We start from the raw sequence: 12282 nt of genomic DNA, 5'->3' as shown, positions 1-12282 counted from the left end.
TCTGTAACCCACGGTGTAATGTCGGAAGTCTGCTCGACGTGCGGTCTGCCTGAGGAACTCTGCGTCTGCGAGGACGTCGCCAAGGAGTCCCAGGAGATCAACATCCGCATCGACGAGCGCCGATACGGTAAGGAGGTAACGATCATCGAGGGGTTCGACCCCAAAGACGTGGACCTGAGCTCGCTGTCGAGCGATCTGAAGTCGAAGTTCGCCTGTGGCGGCACCGTCGAGGACGACGCCATCGAGCTACAGGGTAACCACACGGGTCGCGTGGAGGACTTCCTCCGCGAGAAAGGGTTCAACGTCGCCTGACCGCTGCGTCGAGCCGCCGGCCTCCGTTCTCTCGCGTCTCGTCCTGTGAGCCACGGTGCCCGCCGAGCAACGACCGCCGGGGCCGCAAACCGTAAGCACCGCCGCGCGGAACCGCCGACCGTGCCCGTGCAACTCGGCCCGAAACCCAACGACATGTACGAGCCCACGCGGCGCGCCATCGAGGACGGCCTCTGGGCGGTCCTCGGCGTGGTCGCCTACGGGCTATTGCTCTCGTTCGTCTTCCTCGTCGGCCTCCAGCTCGTCGTCATGACGCTCCTCTTTGGGGGAACCGACCCGGTCTCCGCCGGCCTCGTCCTCGTGGGCGTCGTCGCGAGCGCCGGCTCGGTGTACGAACTCGACGCGACGTTCGACCTCCGACAGGGCATCCGCAGACAGCGTAGCCGTCGTTAGAAGGGGGCCTCGGGCCCCTCGTCAGGGTTCGCCTTCGCGGGCTCGTCGTCGGCACTCGTCTCCAGCGCGTGCTCGGCCGCCCAGCCCTCGATACCGGGAGCGAGCGACTCGACGAGCGTCGCTGCGGTGCCCTCGTACGACCCGATGAGCCGGGCGGCCTGCACCGACGCCTGTCCGTGGGGACAGACCGTGACGACTCGCCCGGCGCCGTCGAGTTCGCCGACGCGCTGTGGGAGTTCCGCGAACGGGATGTTGACGCTCCCGGGGATGTGTCCGCGGTCGAACGCCGGGGGTGAGCGGATGTCGACGACCTGCACGTCCGCACCCGACTCGAGGAGGTCGGCCAACTCGTCGGCGGAAATCTCGCCGTCCATACCGCAAGCCAGCGGTCCCCGGCGCTTAAGCTATCGGGTGGTGGCGGCACGGTACCGTGTGCTGCGGCTCGCGACGTAGTGGCCGGGAAAACGTGGACTGGGTCTACGCGCCGGCTTCCTGCAGCGCGGCTTCGATGTCGTCGCGCTGGGTGACGCCGACGAAGCGCTCGACGATGCCGTCGTCGTTCTCGATGACGAGGGTCGGCAGGGACCGCACCTGATACTCGTTGGCGACGTCCTGCTCCTCGTCGACGTTCACCTTCTCGAAGTTGACGCCCGGGAAGTCGGCTTCCAGCTCCTCCAGGATCGGGTCCTGCGTCTTGCAGGGGCCACACCAGTCCGCGTAGAAGTCCTTGAGACTAACGCTCATAACCGTTCAACAGTACTTGAGCAGGCCGCTAAAACCTTTCCCACTCGCGCACCGGCTGTGCCCTGCGGAACCGGCGAGCGTGTCCGCGACCGCTCCGAAAGGCTTACGCCTCGAACGTACACAGAGAGGTGTATGAGCAGTGGTCAGAACTCCGGCGGGCTGATGAGCAGTGCGGGCCTCGTCCGCTACTTCGACTCCGAGGACCGGAACGCGCCGACGATCGACCCCCGCACCGTCGTCGCGTTCGGCCTCCTGTTCGGCGCCCTCGTGATGGTGCTGAACGTCGTCGCGTAACGACGAACCGATAGGTCGCGCTTCGTCGCCCTTTTCGCGGTTCACTTCCTACGCGTAGTCATGACACTGCGAGCCGGCGTCGTCGCCGTCCAGGGCGACGTCTCCGAACACGCCGCCGCCATCCGTCGCGCCGCCGAGGCGCACGAGACGGACGCCGAGGTGGTCGAGATACGCGACTCGGGACTCGTCCCCGACTGCGACGTCCTGCTGATGCCCGGCGGCGAGTCGACGACCATCTCCCGACTCCTCGCACAGGAAGGCATCGACGACGAGATCCGCGACCACGTCGCCGCCGGCAAGCCCGTGCTCGCGACGTGTGCGGGGCTCATCGTCGCCTCGACGGACGCGAAAGACGACCGCGTGGCGACGCTCGGCGTCCTCGACGTGAGCGTCGACCGCAACGCGTTCGGCCGACAGGTCGACTCCTTCGAGGCACCGCTCGACGTCACGGGCCTCGACGAGCCGTTCCCGGCGGTGTTCATCCGCGCGCCCGTCATCGACGAGGTGGGCGAGGACGTCGAGGTGCTCGCCGAGTGGGAGGGCCGCCCCGTCGCGGTCAAACAGGGGCCGGTCATCGCCACCTCCTTCCACCCGGAACTCACCGCCGATTCGCGGATTCACGACCTCGCCTTTTTCCGGCAGGCAGCGGCCGAGTCCTGACCCGGCGCCCGGATGCGCTCGGACAGAGGCTTTAACGCCTGCCGTCACCACGCTCGCGTATGGACGCTTCTATCGACGGGGTGAAGGTCGCGGGCACGCCGAACGGCCCGGTTCCCGTGGTGCTGCTCGCGGTCGCGGGCAGCGACGACCTGCTGCCCATCTTCGTCGGCTTCGACGAGGCCGTCGCCATCCGACGGGGGCTCGACGCCGAGGATATCGGCCGCCCGCTCACCCACGACCTGCTGCTCGACGTGATGGAGGAACTCGGCGGGCGGGTCGAGCGCGTCGTCGTCTCGGAACTGCGCGAAGGCACGTACATCGCGGACCTCCACATCGCCACGCCCCGAGACAGCGTCGTCGTCGACGCGCGCCCCTCCGACTCGCTGGCGCTCGCCGCCCGCACGAACGCACCCATCGAGGTCTCCGAGGAGGTGTTCGAGGACGGCCGCGAACTCCCCGAGGAGTTCGAGGAGCTGCGCGACCTCCGCGAGGTGGTCGAGGATGCCTGAACAGGACGCCGAGAGCCGCGACATCCTCGAAGAGCTGTTCGCCGTCATCGAGTCCCGAAAGGAGGAGCTCCCGGAGGACTCGTACACGACGACGCTGTTCACCCACGAGAAGGGCGAGAACTACGTCCTCGAGAAACTGGGCGAGGAGGCGACCGAACTGATTCTCGCCGCCAAGGACGATGACCGCGAGGAGATTGCCTACGAGTCGGCGGATATCGTCTATCACCTCCTGGTGCTGCTGTCGATGAAGGAGATGGACCTCGACGACCTGCTCGCGGAACTCGAATCGCGGCGCTAGCGGCGCTCGAACCGGTAGGTCAGCACCTCGTCGCTGTCGTCCCACTCGAAGTCGCCCGGATGCACGCGCTCCATCCGCGCCTTGTACGCGTCGAGCGACTCGGAGCCCTCGCGCTGTGCGTCCGCGTCCGTGAAGTCGCCCAGCGTCCGATGCTCGACGCTCGTGACCACGAACGGCTCGCCGTCGAGGTCGAAGGTGTCGCCTTCCTCTGCGTAGCGGTTGCTCGCCCCGCGCGTCAACTGTGTGATGTCGCCCGCGAGCACGGCCTGCTTCACGCGGTCGTTCGGGAGGAGTGCGTCGGCGTCGATGTCGGCCATAGTAGCACCAGGGCTGCACGACACAAAACGGTTGACGTCACGGGAATCGTGGCCGCCTCACGACGACCGGGAGACCGCGCCGACCGCGCCGGCCAGCCCCATCATGAGGATGACGAACACGACCCCTATCCCGATGAACGGTGCTGCGAGCGCGATGAACCACCCCATCATGAACGCAGCACGGAGGAAGTAGACGGCACCCTCCACGAACGACGGGCCGAACAGGCCGAGCAGCGAGCCACCCCAGACGACGGCGGTGAGCAGGCCGGTGACACCGAGCGTCAGGAGGCCCGCGCCGGCTCCGTAGCCGAAGCCACGCTCCCCGGAGCCACCGGCGAGGTAGCCGGCGACGCCGCCGGCGAGGAGCCAGAGGGTCAGGAGCCAGTCAGCGCCGAGGAGGGCCGCGGGAATCGGGGCGAGGAGGGCGATTCCGGTGCCGGCAGCGAGGGGACGGAGTCGCATGCCCGAGCAGCGGCCGCACGGGGCCTAAACCTTCGGCTCGGACGGACGGCCTTTTACGCCTCGGCGGCAAAAGACGCGCAATGACTATCTTCGAGGACCTCCCCACGACCCCGCGGTCGGAGGAACTCATCGACAAGGCCTTCTCACGGGCTGCGCGCGCCGGCCACGCCAAGAAAGGCGTCGAGGCGCAGGAGTCGATGCTTCAGACCGCCGCGAACATCCTCTCCGACAACCTCGGGAACGTCGTGACGTCGTGGCCGGATTTCGACGACATCGACCCCTTCTACCGGGATATGGCCGACGCCATCGTCGGACGCCACGACCTGAACGTCGACACGCTCCGCCAGCACCTCTCGCAGGTGATGTGGGCCTCTCGACAGTGCGAGAAAATCAAGAACGAGTACCACGGTCGCATCCGCAACGCCGACCCCGATACCGCGCGGAAGATCCGCAAGCAGGCGTTCGCGCGGCTCGCCTCCGTCACCCGGCAGGTCGAAGACGACCTGCTCGCCATCGCCGACGCGCGTGACGAACTCAAGACGCTCCCCGACATCCGCCCGGACGAACCCGCGGTGGTCGTCGCTGGCTACCCGAACGTCGGCAAGTCGTCGTTCGTCAACGCGGTCACCCGTGCGTCCAACGAGATCGCCTCGTACCCCTTTACGACCAAGCAGATTCGCGTCGGCCACTTCGAGCGCGACCGCATCCGCTACCAGCTCATCGACACGCCCGGGCTGCTCGACCGCCCCGCGGAGGAGCGCAACGCCATCGAGTCGCAAGCGGTGAGCGCGCTCACCCACCTCGCCGACACCGTGCTGTTCCTCGTCGACGCGAGCGGCTCGTGTGGCTACCCCCTGGAGTCGCAACTGGAACTCCGCGACGAGGTCGTCGAGAAGTTCGACGTGCCCGTCCTGACGGTCTGTAACAAGAGCGACCAGTCGCGCGACGTGGAGGCGGACCACTACATGAGCATCACCGAGGGCGAGGGCGTCGACGACGTGCTCGACGCCGCCGTCGACGCGGTCGACTGGGAGCTAGAGTTGCCGTTCGAGGAGAACTGACGGATCGATAGCCGGCGAAGGGTCTGGCTTCCTGGTGGACTCGGCGGGCGCGTGTAGCGGCCGAGGGGTCGGAGGTGTGCTCCCAGCCAGCGAGGGCTGTCGCTGGGCCACGATGGATGGGACGAAAACAGGGAGTTCCGAACGCCGCGTCAGTTGCTCGTCGCGTTGTACGTCACCTGTACCGTGGCGGTGACGGTGACGGGGCCGGACTCGATGACGGTGCTCGCGCCGCCGCCGTCACCGACGGCTGCGGACTCGAAGTAGCGGGGGTAGCTCACATCGCTGGTCGACACCGAGTGGACTCCCACGACGTCGAGGTCGCTCGCGTCCGCGAGCGTCTGGGCGTTCGCGTCGGCGTTCGCCATCGCGTCAGTGAGTGCCTCGGCACGCAGCTCTGCCTGTCGCTCCTCGGAGAGGCCGAACCGGACGTTGTTCACCTGCGAGGCGCCGTTCTCGACGGCCACGTCGATGATGGCTCCGGCCGACTCGATGTCGTCGAGGGTGATTTCGAAGGCGTGGACCGCACGGTAGCGGGTCACCTCCTGCTCGCCGGTCTCGGGGTCGTACCGGTAGTCAGGGCCGATGTTGAAGTACGCGGTGCGGACCTGGTCGTCGTCGACGCCGGCCTCACGGAGCGCGGCGCGCATCCGTTCGACGTCGGTGGCGACCTGCTGGCGCGCCTCGTCAGCCGAGGAGGCGGTGGCGAGGACTGCGACGGAGAGCACCGCCTGGTCGGGGGTACCCTCGGCGCTGCCGGAGGCGCCGACGGAGATGGTCTGTCCGTCCGGTCCCGTGGTCGCGGCGGCGGCGGGGAATCCACCGAGGCCGACGACGGCGGCTGCGGCCACCACGAGCGTGGCGGCTGCGAGTGCGAGGATGGTACTGGCTCGTTCCATACCACTGAGAGGTCGGGAGAGGAGATAGCCGCTCCGTAGCGTCAAACCAGCATTTGAGCTATCTCGTGGGTGAGCCAGCGACGGGTACGATCGGCTTACGTCCGCTCGAATTCGACGTACCGGACCTGCACCTCGACGCTCGGGTCGCCGCTCGCCTCGACGACCTGTCGGTCGAGCGCGGTCGCCAGCCCGTTCGTCGAGGCATCGGGCGGGATGCCGACGGTGACGACGACGCGCTCGGGGTCGTGCAACAGGAAGACGGGGTCCTCCGCGACGAACTCCACCTCGAGGTCGAACACCGACATCTCGGCGTAGCGTGCGCCGTACGGGCCGTCGGCGTCGAACACCTCGCCGACCGCGGTCTCGACGGCGTTCTCGGTGTTCGCCGTCTGGTAGGAGTCGTAGGTGACGCCGCCGAGGAACACGGAGAGGAGCGCGATGACCGCGACGATGAACGCCACTCGGCGGATGGTCGCACTCCGGGCATCGGCCTCGCGGAAGAACCGCTCCGGGCGGTACCCCGAGTACCAGAGCACGAGCAGCGCCGCGAGGTTGATAGAGAGCCCGTTGACGACGGCGAGTATGCCCGAGGAGAGCACCATCGACGGGTCGCCGTAGGCGATGCCGATGCCCACGGTCGCCGCGGGCGGGACGAGCGCGACGGCGATCATCACGCCCACGAGCGCCGTCGAGACGCCGGTGGTGAGCGCGACGGCGCCCGCCACGCCGGACCCGAGCGCGACCGCGAGCGAGAGGAAGTCCGGGTTGAGCCGCTCGCGAATCTGCCCGATGCTCGTCGGGTCGAACGCCGCGGGGATGAAGTTCAACAGATCGATGGCCTTCGCGAACACTGCGGCGGCGACGACCGCGAGCGCCATCCCGACCACCTGCATCCGGATCCCACGGGAGAACAGCTCGTCGTCGTCGACGACGCTGCCGACGGCGGCGGCCATCGCCGGCCCGATGAGCGGCGCGATGACCATCGACCCCACGACGGTCGCCGGGGAGTCGAGCAGGAGCCCCGCCGTCGCGATGATGGCGCTCACGGCGGTCATCACGGTGTACGTCGGCCACGTCGACGCGAGGTCGTCAGCGCGCGCCTTGAGCTCCTCGCGGGCGATGCGGTCGTCGGTCTCCTCGTCGGCGGCGTACTCGGCTTCGAGCTGTTCGAACTGTCGAGAGACGACCGTCTCCGCCGACAGAACGACGGTGTAGGCGTGGTCGTTGAGCCCCACCTCGCGGAGTCGACCCAGGATCGGCTCGACCGCGCTCGTCGGCAGCGGGAAGTAGACGACGCCGGTGTACTTGCGCCCGCTCGTCTCGTCGGTCAGGACGTAGTCGATGCCCTCGTCGTCGAGGACCGACAGCACGGTCTCCTTCTTGCCCGCGGGGATGGTGACCTGGACGAGTCGCACGGGCTCACCTCTCCCCCGAGCGGCAAAACACCCCCGGATGCCAGGTCCGGAGCGACCACAACGCTCCTGTGGTCGACCCACCACCACGAGCTATGGCCGTCGTCTGCTCGTGGAGCGGGGGAAAAGACAGCGCGCTTGCACTGTGGGCGCTCGAACGCCAGGGTGTGGAGGTCGTGGAGCTCCTCACCACGACCCACGGCAACCGCTCGCGAAGCCACCGCGTCCGCACTGGCCTCCTCGAACGGCAGGCCGAGGCGCTCGGCTATCCGATTCGGTTCGTCGACGTCCCGCACGACGCTGCCAACGACGTGTACGAATCCCGGTTGCGAGCGGTCGCCGACTCCTACGCCGGCCGCGCCGACGCGCTCGTCTTCGCGGACCTCCATCTCGACGACATCCGGGAGTACCGCGAGCGGCTGTACGCCGACACCGCACTCGACCCCCGGTTCCCGCTGTGGGGCCGCGACCCCGAGACGCTGTTCGAGACGTTCACCGAGCGGTTCGAGGGCGTCGTCGTCTGCACGAACGACGCCCTCGGTCCCGCGTTCGCCGGCCGGCGGCTCGACGCCGACTTCCGCACCGACCTCCCGGACGACGCCGACCCATGCGGCGAGAACGGGGAGTTCCACACGTTCGTCACCGACGGGCCGCCGTTCGACGCACCGGTCCCCGTGACCGTCGGTGAGGCGTTCACCGAGACGAGCCACGGGATGCGGCTCCACTACCGGGACCTCTCACTCGAGTAACCGCTCCAGCACCGGAATCTCGGCGCGCTTCTCGTCGCCGAGCGCGCCCCAGTCGATTCCAGACGGTTTGGCGCTGGCACCCGTCTCGACGACTCGCTCGGGCGTCACCACGTCGTCGAGCGGCACGTCGTGGGCGTCGGTCTCCACGTCGTCGACGACCTGTAGCTCGTGGACGGTCGTGACCGTCGTCGTCTCGTCGTCCACGAGCCCGAACTCGCGCAGGATGGCGAACTCCAGGTCCGAGTAGCCCTCGCCCTTCCCGACTCGCCGCCCGTCCTCGGTGACGGCGACGGAGCCCGCGAGAATCAGGTCGATCTCGGGGAGGTCGTCGGGATACACCGCGACGCCGTGCTCGTCGCTCCCCCCGATGGTCGCGGCGTCGTCGGTGTCGACCCCCTCGGCTTCCAGTCGAGCCGGGTCGAGTTCGAGGAAACACCGCTCGTCCCTGAGTCGAGGCACGGCCATGTAGACGGTCGTGCCCTCGCGGAGCGCTCGGCGGCGGGCGGGCAACTGCGGCGCGTCGGGGTTCGCTTTCACGGTCTCGGCGTCGTGCCACGCGTCGAGGCCAGCGAGTCGGTCGGCCGCCTCGCGAGACCCGTTGAAGTTCGGGATGCGGCCGTGGGGTGGGAACGGAAATCGCGCCTCTCCGCTCTCCTCCAGCGCGTCCCACACGCGCTCGCGGAGCGCCTGTTTGTCCATGTGACTCCCGCTCGCGCGACCGGCATCGGCCTGTCGGTCGGGTCGCCGTCGGGCCAGGTCCCCGACAACTGAAGCCGGCGTGGGGCGTGCAGGGGATATGAAACGCGCCATCCGGGCGAACTTCGACGAGAGCGCGAGCGCCTACGACGCCTACGAGGCACGCACGGGGCGGTTCGCCGCGCTCGCCGAGCGGCTCGCCGCCGAGATGGAGCCACGGGGTCGGGTGCTCGACGCCGGTGCGGGCACCGGGGCCTCGGCGGCCGCGTTCGCCACCTCCGCCGACGCACTGGTGGCGCTCGACGCCTCGCTCGGGATGCTCCGCGAGAACCCGACCGAGCGGCGCGTCGTCGGCGACTTCGACCGGCTCCCCTTCCGCGACGCGACGTTCGACGCCGTCGCGTTCACCGCGTCGCTGTTCCTCGTGCCCGAGCCCGCGGCGGCCGTCGCCGAGGCGAAGCGTATCCTTCGGCCCGGGGGTGTCGTGGGTGCCGTCGCGCTCGACGGCTGGACCGTCCATGGGGGCGATGCGCTCGCTGGCCTCGACCGCGAATCCCGCTCGCCGGCGTCGACCGACGAGGTGGTCGCGGCGCTCGACAGCGCGTTCGAAACGACGACCGGAACGTGGTCGTTCGACTCCTCGGGCGACGATTTACGGGCGTTCCACGCGATTCCCGCGCTCGCCGCACGGCTCTACCCGGAGCTCCCGACTGACGAGCGAGTGGTCCGCGCGACCGAGACGCTCGCGGACGTCGAGGGCCCGCTCGAACAGCACTGGCGGTGGGTCGTCGGCCGTGTCGCCTAACGGCTGCGCCAGCCCAGCAGCACGCCCAGTACGATGCCGAGTACCGCGGCGAGGACGACTCGCTTCCAGCCCCCGCCCGCCTCGAACCGGACGAACTCCGTTCCCGAATCGCTCACCTCTAGCGCGCCGACGGGGGTGACGCGTGCGCCGCCGGTGCCGCCACCTCCACCACCTGTGCTCGTCTTCTCGTCGGTCTCGCCGTCCGACCCCCAGCCGAACCCGCCGGCGACGCCGTACCGGACCTGTGCGACGGGCACGACGGTCCGGTCGTCGCGCTCGACGGGGTCGCCGTACACCGTCTCGACGCCCGGCGCCGACTGGAGCCACTTGGTGACCGCCTCGAACCCGTCGGGGACATCCTGTGCCATGCTTGACAGACGACGCCTGGCAGCATAACGTCGCACCTCGGGTGCAACCGAGAGCGGTATCCGTCTCCCCCCGAAAGGGACACTCATGTTCGACACCCGCCCCGACCGCGACAGCGAGGTCGTGCTCGTCGGCCGCTCCAACGTCGGGAAGTCGACGCTGATGCGGGAACTCACGGGCAAATCGTTCGACACCGGTGGGAAACCGGGCGTCACCCGGAAACCCAACCACTACGACTGGGTCTCGGAGGACTTCGTCATCACGGACCTCCCCGGCTTCGGCTTCATGTCCGGCGTCCCCGACGACGTGCGCGAGCGCATCAAGACCGACGTCGTGCGGTACGTCGAGGCGAACGCCGAGAAGATTCTCGTGGGCGTGCTCGTCGTCGACGGGAAAGCCGTCGTCGACATCATCGACCGCCACTCCGGCCCCGATGAAATCCCACACGACGTCGAGATGTTCGGCTTCCTGCAGGAGCTCGGAATTCCGACCGTCGTCGCTGTCAACAAGATGGACAAAGTGCCGGACCGCGACGAACGGCTCAACGAACTCTGTGACCGCCTCGGGCTGTATCCGCCGTGGAAGCAGTGGGCGGGCGAGACCATCGCCCCCATCGTCGCGAAGAAGGGACGCATCGGGCCGCTGAACGACGCCGTTCGCCATCACCTCCACGAGGCGAAGCGCGACGACCTGTTCAAGTTCTTCTAGAACCGGCCTCGTCGGGTGCGTTCCGCGCTGCTCACGGATGGCCGTGACCACTTCACTCGCTATATCGACCGCCCGGGTGATACGACAATTGGCCACCGTCGCTCAGCACCCGTCGACGTCACCCCCGCTCGATACCGGCTCGTACCTGCCGGTCCACAGCTTCACGGGAGCAGTGCTCCGAACGAGGCGACGATATTGTCGAACCGAGTCGCTGCTTGCTGTGCGGTTTCCACATCCCCTGTAACGAACACCGCCGCCGTCACGACTGCTGCCAGGATGACGGTAACTGCGACCATCATCACGACAGCAATGACTGGGCTTACAGCACGGTTCGAACTACGCAATGCATCTCCGCTGGTCGTGTCAGTCCCCCGCCCCATAAGTCAACAATAATGTGCTTTTGTGTTAACACTTTTCCCGACGTGTGCAGCCCCTGTGCAGGTTCCGTCTCGTTTTCGGGCCGTCTCGACCAGCCCGACCCCTACACCCGCCGCAGGTCGACCACGAACGCCGCGCCGCCGAGTGCCGAGTCCTCGACCGAGACGTTGCCGCCGTACTCGGTGACGAGTGTGTCCGCGAGGTAGAGGCCGAGCCCCTGGGTGCCGTTCTCCTCCGGGTGGAAGATCGAGTCTTTTCGGTCGTCCGGGACGCCGGGACCGTTGTCCGCGATGCGGACGGAGACCGTGTGGTCGGTCACCGTGACCGTCACCTCGACGCGGGGCGCCGCGGCGTCGTTGTGCTCGACGGCGTTTCGGAGGAGGTTCTCGAACACGTAGCGGAGGAGCCCGTCGGCCTCGACCGTGACGCCGTCGGGGATGTCAGTCTCGACGGTCGCCTCGTTCGTCTCGCGGAGCGACGCCACCTCGCGTTCGAGCACGGGTGAGAGTTCGATGGGTTCGAGTTCGATGTTCAGCGTCATCGAGTTCACCAGCACGCGGACGTTCTCGATGAGTTCTGTCACCTCCTCGGTCTCCTCCTCGATGGTCGTGAGCTCCTTCTCGAACCCGTCGTCCATCTGTTCGCGGACGAGCTCGGCGTAGCCGTGGACCACGTTCATCTTGTTCAGAACGTGGTGGCGAAGCAGGTGGTTGAGGAACTCCAGGCGGTCGAGTTCGCGCTTCGACAGTTCGGCTTCGAGCCGCGCGCGCTCCGCCTCCTGGGCGGCGCTGACGCTTCGGATCTCGTTCGTGCCGATGAGCAGCCCCGACAGCGAGCCCACGCCCATCATGAACTGGAGCAGCGGGAACGAGTCGACGGGGTCGGCGCCTTGTACGATGAACGCGAAGAGGACGAGCCCGCCGAGCGCGCCGGCACCGACGAGCGTCCAGCCGAGGAGTCGCCGGCCGAACGCAGCCTCGCGGTCGACGCGGCGTGCGCCGAACCACACCACTGCGGTCAGCGCCGCCGGGAGACTCGCGATGGCCATGTCGAAGGTCGCCGTGTCGGTCGCCGCCCAGTAGCCCACGCCTAGAACGACGAGCACCAGTCCGGTCGCCGGGATGACCCACTGTGCGAGTTCGTCGGCGACCCGCCCCCCACTCGCGACGTCTGTCTCCCCCGGCGAATACATAATGGTCGATTA

20 protein-coding genes are annotated in these 12282 nt (G+C 68.2%); 10 read left to right on the top strand and 10 right to left on the bottom strand.

Annotated features, from left to right (window positions below; genetic code table 11):
• Window positions 1-18 precede the first annotated feature (18 nt).
• Window positions 19-312 carry a stress response translation initiation inhibitor YciH gene (gene yciH, locus NL126_RS05575; protein ID WP_255197931.1) on the top strand — a complete coding sequence of 98 codons (294 nt, stop codon included), beginning with the start codon at window positions 19-21 and terminating at the stop codon, window positions 310-312.
• A gap of 120 nt (window positions 313-432) precedes the next feature.
• Entirely contained in the window at window positions 433-723 is a 291-nt protein-coding gene (locus NL126_RS05570) for a hypothetical protein (protein ID WP_255197930.1), read from the top strand.
• Here the strand turns inward: NL126_RS05570 and NL126_RS05565 are convergent.
• Together NL126_RS05565 and NL126_RS05560 are read right to left on the bottom strand one after the other, a co-directional pair.
• The gene (locus NL126_RS05565; protein WP_255197929.1) at window positions 720-1097 is read right to left on the bottom strand and encodes a rhodanese-like domain-containing protein; all 378 of its coding nucleotides are present in this window, start codon (window positions 1095-1097) and stop codon (window positions 720-722) included. The genes NL126_RS05570 and NL126_RS05565 overlap by 4 nt on opposite strands.
• Window positions 1098-1200: 103 nt before the next feature.
• Window positions 1201-1467: a thioredoxin family protein gene (locus tag NL126_RS05560; protein ID WP_255197928.1), complete on the bottom strand. Its 267-nt coding sequence runs from the start codon at window positions 1465-1467 to the stop codon at window positions 1201-1203.
• A gap of 132 nt (window positions 1468-1599) precedes the next feature.
• Between NL126_RS05560 and NL126_RS05555 the strand changes: the two genes are divergently transcribed.
• Genes NL126_RS05555 through hisE form a run of 4 tightly spaced genes read left to right on the top strand, consistent with a single transcriptional unit; the run spans window position 1600 to window position 3228 of the window.
• Complete coding sequence (locus NL126_RS05555) at window positions 1600-1761, top strand: preprotein translocase subunit Sec61beta (protein ID WP_255197927.1); 162 nt, start codon at window positions 1600-1602, stop codon at window positions 1759-1761.
• A 60-nt stretch (window positions 1762-1821) separates the two neighbouring features.
• Window positions 1822-2421: a pyridoxal 5'-phosphate synthase glutaminase subunit PdxT gene (pdxT, locus tag NL126_RS05550; protein ID WP_255197926.1), complete on the top strand. Its 600-nt coding sequence runs from the start codon at window positions 1822-1824 to the stop codon at window positions 2419-2421.
• Between the two features lie 59 nt (window positions 2422-2480).
• Complete coding sequence (locus NL126_RS05545; protein ID WP_255197925.1) at window positions 2481-2930, top strand: bifunctional nuclease family protein; 450 nt, start codon at window positions 2481-2483, stop codon at window positions 2928-2930.
• Window positions 2923-3228: a phosphoribosyl-ATP diphosphatase gene (gene hisE / locus NL126_RS05540; RefSeq protein WP_255197924.1), complete on the top strand. Its 306-nt coding sequence runs from the start codon at window positions 2923-2925 to the stop codon at window positions 3226-3228. The genes NL126_RS05545 and hisE overlap by 8 nt, the downstream gene beginning before the upstream one ends.
• Here hisE and NL126_RS05535 read toward each other — a convergent pair.
• Together NL126_RS05535 and NL126_RS05530 are read right to left on the bottom strand one after the other, a co-directional pair.
• On the bottom strand, window positions 3225-3545 hold the full coding sequence (locus NL126_RS05535) for an ASCH domain-containing protein (RefSeq protein WP_255197923.1): 321 nt from the start codon (window positions 3543-3545) through the stop codon (window positions 3225-3227). The two genes, hisE and NL126_RS05535, sit on opposite strands and share 4 nt — an antisense overlap.
• A gap of 57 nt (window positions 3546-3602) precedes the next feature.
• The gene (locus tag NL126_RS05530) at window positions 3603-4007 is read right to left on the bottom strand and encodes a hypothetical protein (protein ID WP_255197922.1); all 405 of its coding nucleotides are present in this window, start codon (window positions 4005-4007) and stop codon (window positions 3603-3605) included.
• A gap of 80 nt (window positions 4008-4087) precedes the next feature.
• Between NL126_RS05530 and NL126_RS05525 the strand changes: the two genes are divergently transcribed.
• Window positions 4088-5068 (top strand): NOG1 family protein, encoded by a 981-nt coding sequence (locus tag NL126_RS05525; RefSeq protein ID WP_255197921.1) that lies wholly within the window; start codon window positions 4088-4090, stop codon window positions 5066-5068.
• A gap of 149 nt (window positions 5069-5217) precedes the next feature.
• Here NL126_RS05525 and NL126_RS05520 read toward each other — a convergent pair whose 3' ends face one another.
• The gene (locus tag NL126_RS05520; RefSeq protein ID WP_255197920.1) at window positions 5218-5964 is read right to left on the bottom strand and encodes an SIMPL domain-containing protein; all 747 of its coding nucleotides are present in this window, start codon (window positions 5962-5964) and stop codon (window positions 5218-5220) included.
• Window positions 5965-6059: 95 nt separating this feature from the next.
• On the bottom strand, window positions 6060-7379 hold the full coding sequence (locus NL126_RS05515) for a TIGR00341 family protein (protein ID WP_255197919.1): 1320 nt from the start codon (window positions 7377-7379) through the stop codon (window positions 6060-6062).
• A 92-nt stretch (window positions 7380-7471) separates the two neighbouring features.
• Here NL126_RS05515 and NL126_RS05510 point away from each other — a divergent pair, with 92 nt between their 5' ends.
• The gene (locus NL126_RS05510; protein WP_255197918.1) at window positions 7472-8125 is read left to right on the top strand and encodes a Dph6-related ATP pyrophosphatase; all 654 of its coding nucleotides are present in this window, start codon (window positions 7472-7474) and stop codon (window positions 8123-8125) included.
• Here the strand turns inward: NL126_RS05510 and NL126_RS05505 are convergent.
• Entirely contained in the window at window positions 8114-8824 is a 711-nt protein-coding gene (locus NL126_RS05505; RefSeq protein WP_255197917.1) for a 5-formyltetrahydrofolate cyclo-ligase, read from the bottom strand. The genes NL126_RS05510 and NL126_RS05505 overlap by 12 nt on opposite strands.
• Window positions 8825-8921: 97 nt before the next feature.
• Between NL126_RS05505 and NL126_RS05500 the strand changes: the two genes are divergently transcribed.
• Entirely contained in the window at window positions 8922-9626 is a 705-nt protein-coding gene (locus tag NL126_RS05500) for a methyltransferase domain-containing protein (RefSeq protein ID WP_255197916.1), read from the top strand.
• On the opposite strand, the gene NL126_RS05495 is transcribed toward NL126_RS05500, so the two are convergent.
• On the bottom strand, window positions 9623-9994 hold the full coding sequence (locus NL126_RS05495) for a GerW family sporulation protein (protein ID WP_255197915.1): 372 nt from the start codon (window positions 9992-9994) through the stop codon (window positions 9623-9625). The two genes, NL126_RS05500 and NL126_RS05495, sit on opposite strands and share 4 nt — an antisense overlap.
• An 85-nt stretch (window positions 9995-10079) precedes the next feature.
• Here NL126_RS05495 and engB point away from each other — a divergent pair, with 85 nt between their 5' ends.
• The gene (gene engB / locus NL126_RS05490) at window positions 10080-10700 is read left to right on the top strand and encodes a GTP-binding protein EngB (protein WP_255197914.1); all 621 of its coding nucleotides are present in this window, start codon (window positions 10080-10082) and stop codon (window positions 10698-10700) included.
• Window positions 10701-10861: 161 nt separating this feature from the next.
• On the opposite strand, the gene NL126_RS05485 is transcribed toward engB, so the two are convergent.
• Entirely contained in the window at window positions 10862-11080 is a 219-nt protein-coding gene (locus tag NL126_RS05485; RefSeq protein ID WP_255197913.1) for a type IV pilin domain-containing protein, read from the bottom strand.
• A 101-nt stretch (window positions 11081-11181) separates the two neighbouring features.
• On the bottom strand, window positions 11182-12270 hold the full coding sequence (locus tag NL126_RS05480; protein ID WP_255197912.1) for a sensor histidine kinase: 1089 nt from the start codon (window positions 12268-12270) through the stop codon (window positions 11182-11184).
• Window positions 12271-12282: the final 12 nt, after the last annotated feature.

Source organism: Halorarius litoreus, from assembly GCF_024362405.1.
Lineage (GTDB): Archaea > Halobacteriota > Halobacteria > Halobacteriales > Haloarculaceae > Halorarius > Halorarius litoreus.
The sequence above is the reverse complement of the archived record's forward strand: the minus strand, read 5'-3'. Positions and strand labels throughout refer to the sequence as shown.

Bases quoted from the DNA above. Each gene is read 5' to 3' on its own strand.
- pdxT (WP_255197926.1), top strand. From the start codon at position 1,822: ATGACACTGCGAGCCGGCGTCGTCGCCGTCCAGGGCGACGTCTCCGAA.
- engB (WP_255197914.1), top strand. From the start codon at position 10,080: ATGTTCGACACCCGCCCCGACCGCGACAGCGAGGTCGTGCTCGTCGGC.
- NL126_RS05560 (WP_255197928.1), bottom strand. From the start codon at position 1,467: ATGAGCGTTAGTCTCAAGGACTTCTACGCGGACTGGTGTGGCCCCTGC.
- NL126_RS05480 (WP_255197912.1), bottom strand. From the start codon at position 12,270: ATGTATTCGCCGGGGGAGACAGACGTCGCGAGTGGGGGGCGGGTCGCC.
- NL126_RS05545 (WP_255197925.1), top strand. From the start codon at position 2,481: ATGGACGCTTCTATCGACGGGGTGAAGGTCGCGGGCACGCCGAACGGC.
- NL126_RS05495 (WP_255197915.1), bottom strand. From the start codon at position 9,994: ATGGCACAGGATGTCCCCGACGGGTTCGAGGCGGTCACCAAGTGGCTC.
- NL126_RS05510 (WP_255197918.1), top strand. From the start codon at position 7,472: ATGGCCGTCGTCTGCTCGTGGAGCGGGGGAAAAGACAGCGCGCTTGCA.
- yciH (WP_255197931.1), top strand. From the start codon at position 19: ATGTCGGAAGTCTGCTCGACGTGCGGTCTGCCTGAGGAACTCTGCGTC.
- NL126_RS05565 (WP_255197929.1), bottom strand. From the start codon at position 1,097: ATGGACGGCGAGATTTCCGCCGACGAGTTGGCCGACCTCCTCGAGTCG.
- NL126_RS05525 (WP_255197921.1), top strand. From the start codon at position 4,088: ATGACTATCTTCGAGGACCTCCCCACGACCCCGCGGTCGGAGGAACTC.
- NL126_RS05530 (WP_255197922.1), bottom strand. From the start codon at position 4,007: ATGCGACTCCGTCCCCTCGCTGCCGGCACCGGAATCGCCCTCCTCGCC.
- NL126_RS05485 (WP_255197913.1), bottom strand. From the start codon at position 11,080: ATGGGGCGGGGGACTGACACGACCAGCGGAGATGCATTGCGTAGTTCG.
- NL126_RS05555 (WP_255197927.1), top strand. From the start codon at position 1,600: ATGAGCAGTGGTCAGAACTCCGGCGGGCTGATGAGCAGTGCGGGCCTC.
- NL126_RS05500 (WP_255197916.1), top strand. From the start codon at position 8,922: ATGAAACGCGCCATCCGGGCGAACTTCGACGAGAGCGCGAGCGCCTAC.
- NL126_RS05520 (WP_255197920.1), bottom strand. From the start codon at position 5,964: ATGGAACGAGCCAGTACCATCCTCGCACTCGCAGCCGCCACGCTCGTG.
- hisE (WP_255197924.1), top strand. From the start codon at position 2,923: ATGCCTGAACAGGACGCCGAGAGCCGCGACATCCTCGAAGAGCTGTTC.
- NL126_RS05505 (WP_255197917.1), bottom strand. From the start codon at position 8,824: ATGGACAAACAGGCGCTCCGCGAGCGCGTGTGGGACGCGCTGGAGGAG.
- NL126_RS05535 (WP_255197923.1), bottom strand. From the start codon at position 3,545: ATGGCCGACATCGACGCCGACGCACTCCTCCCGAACGACCGCGTGAAG.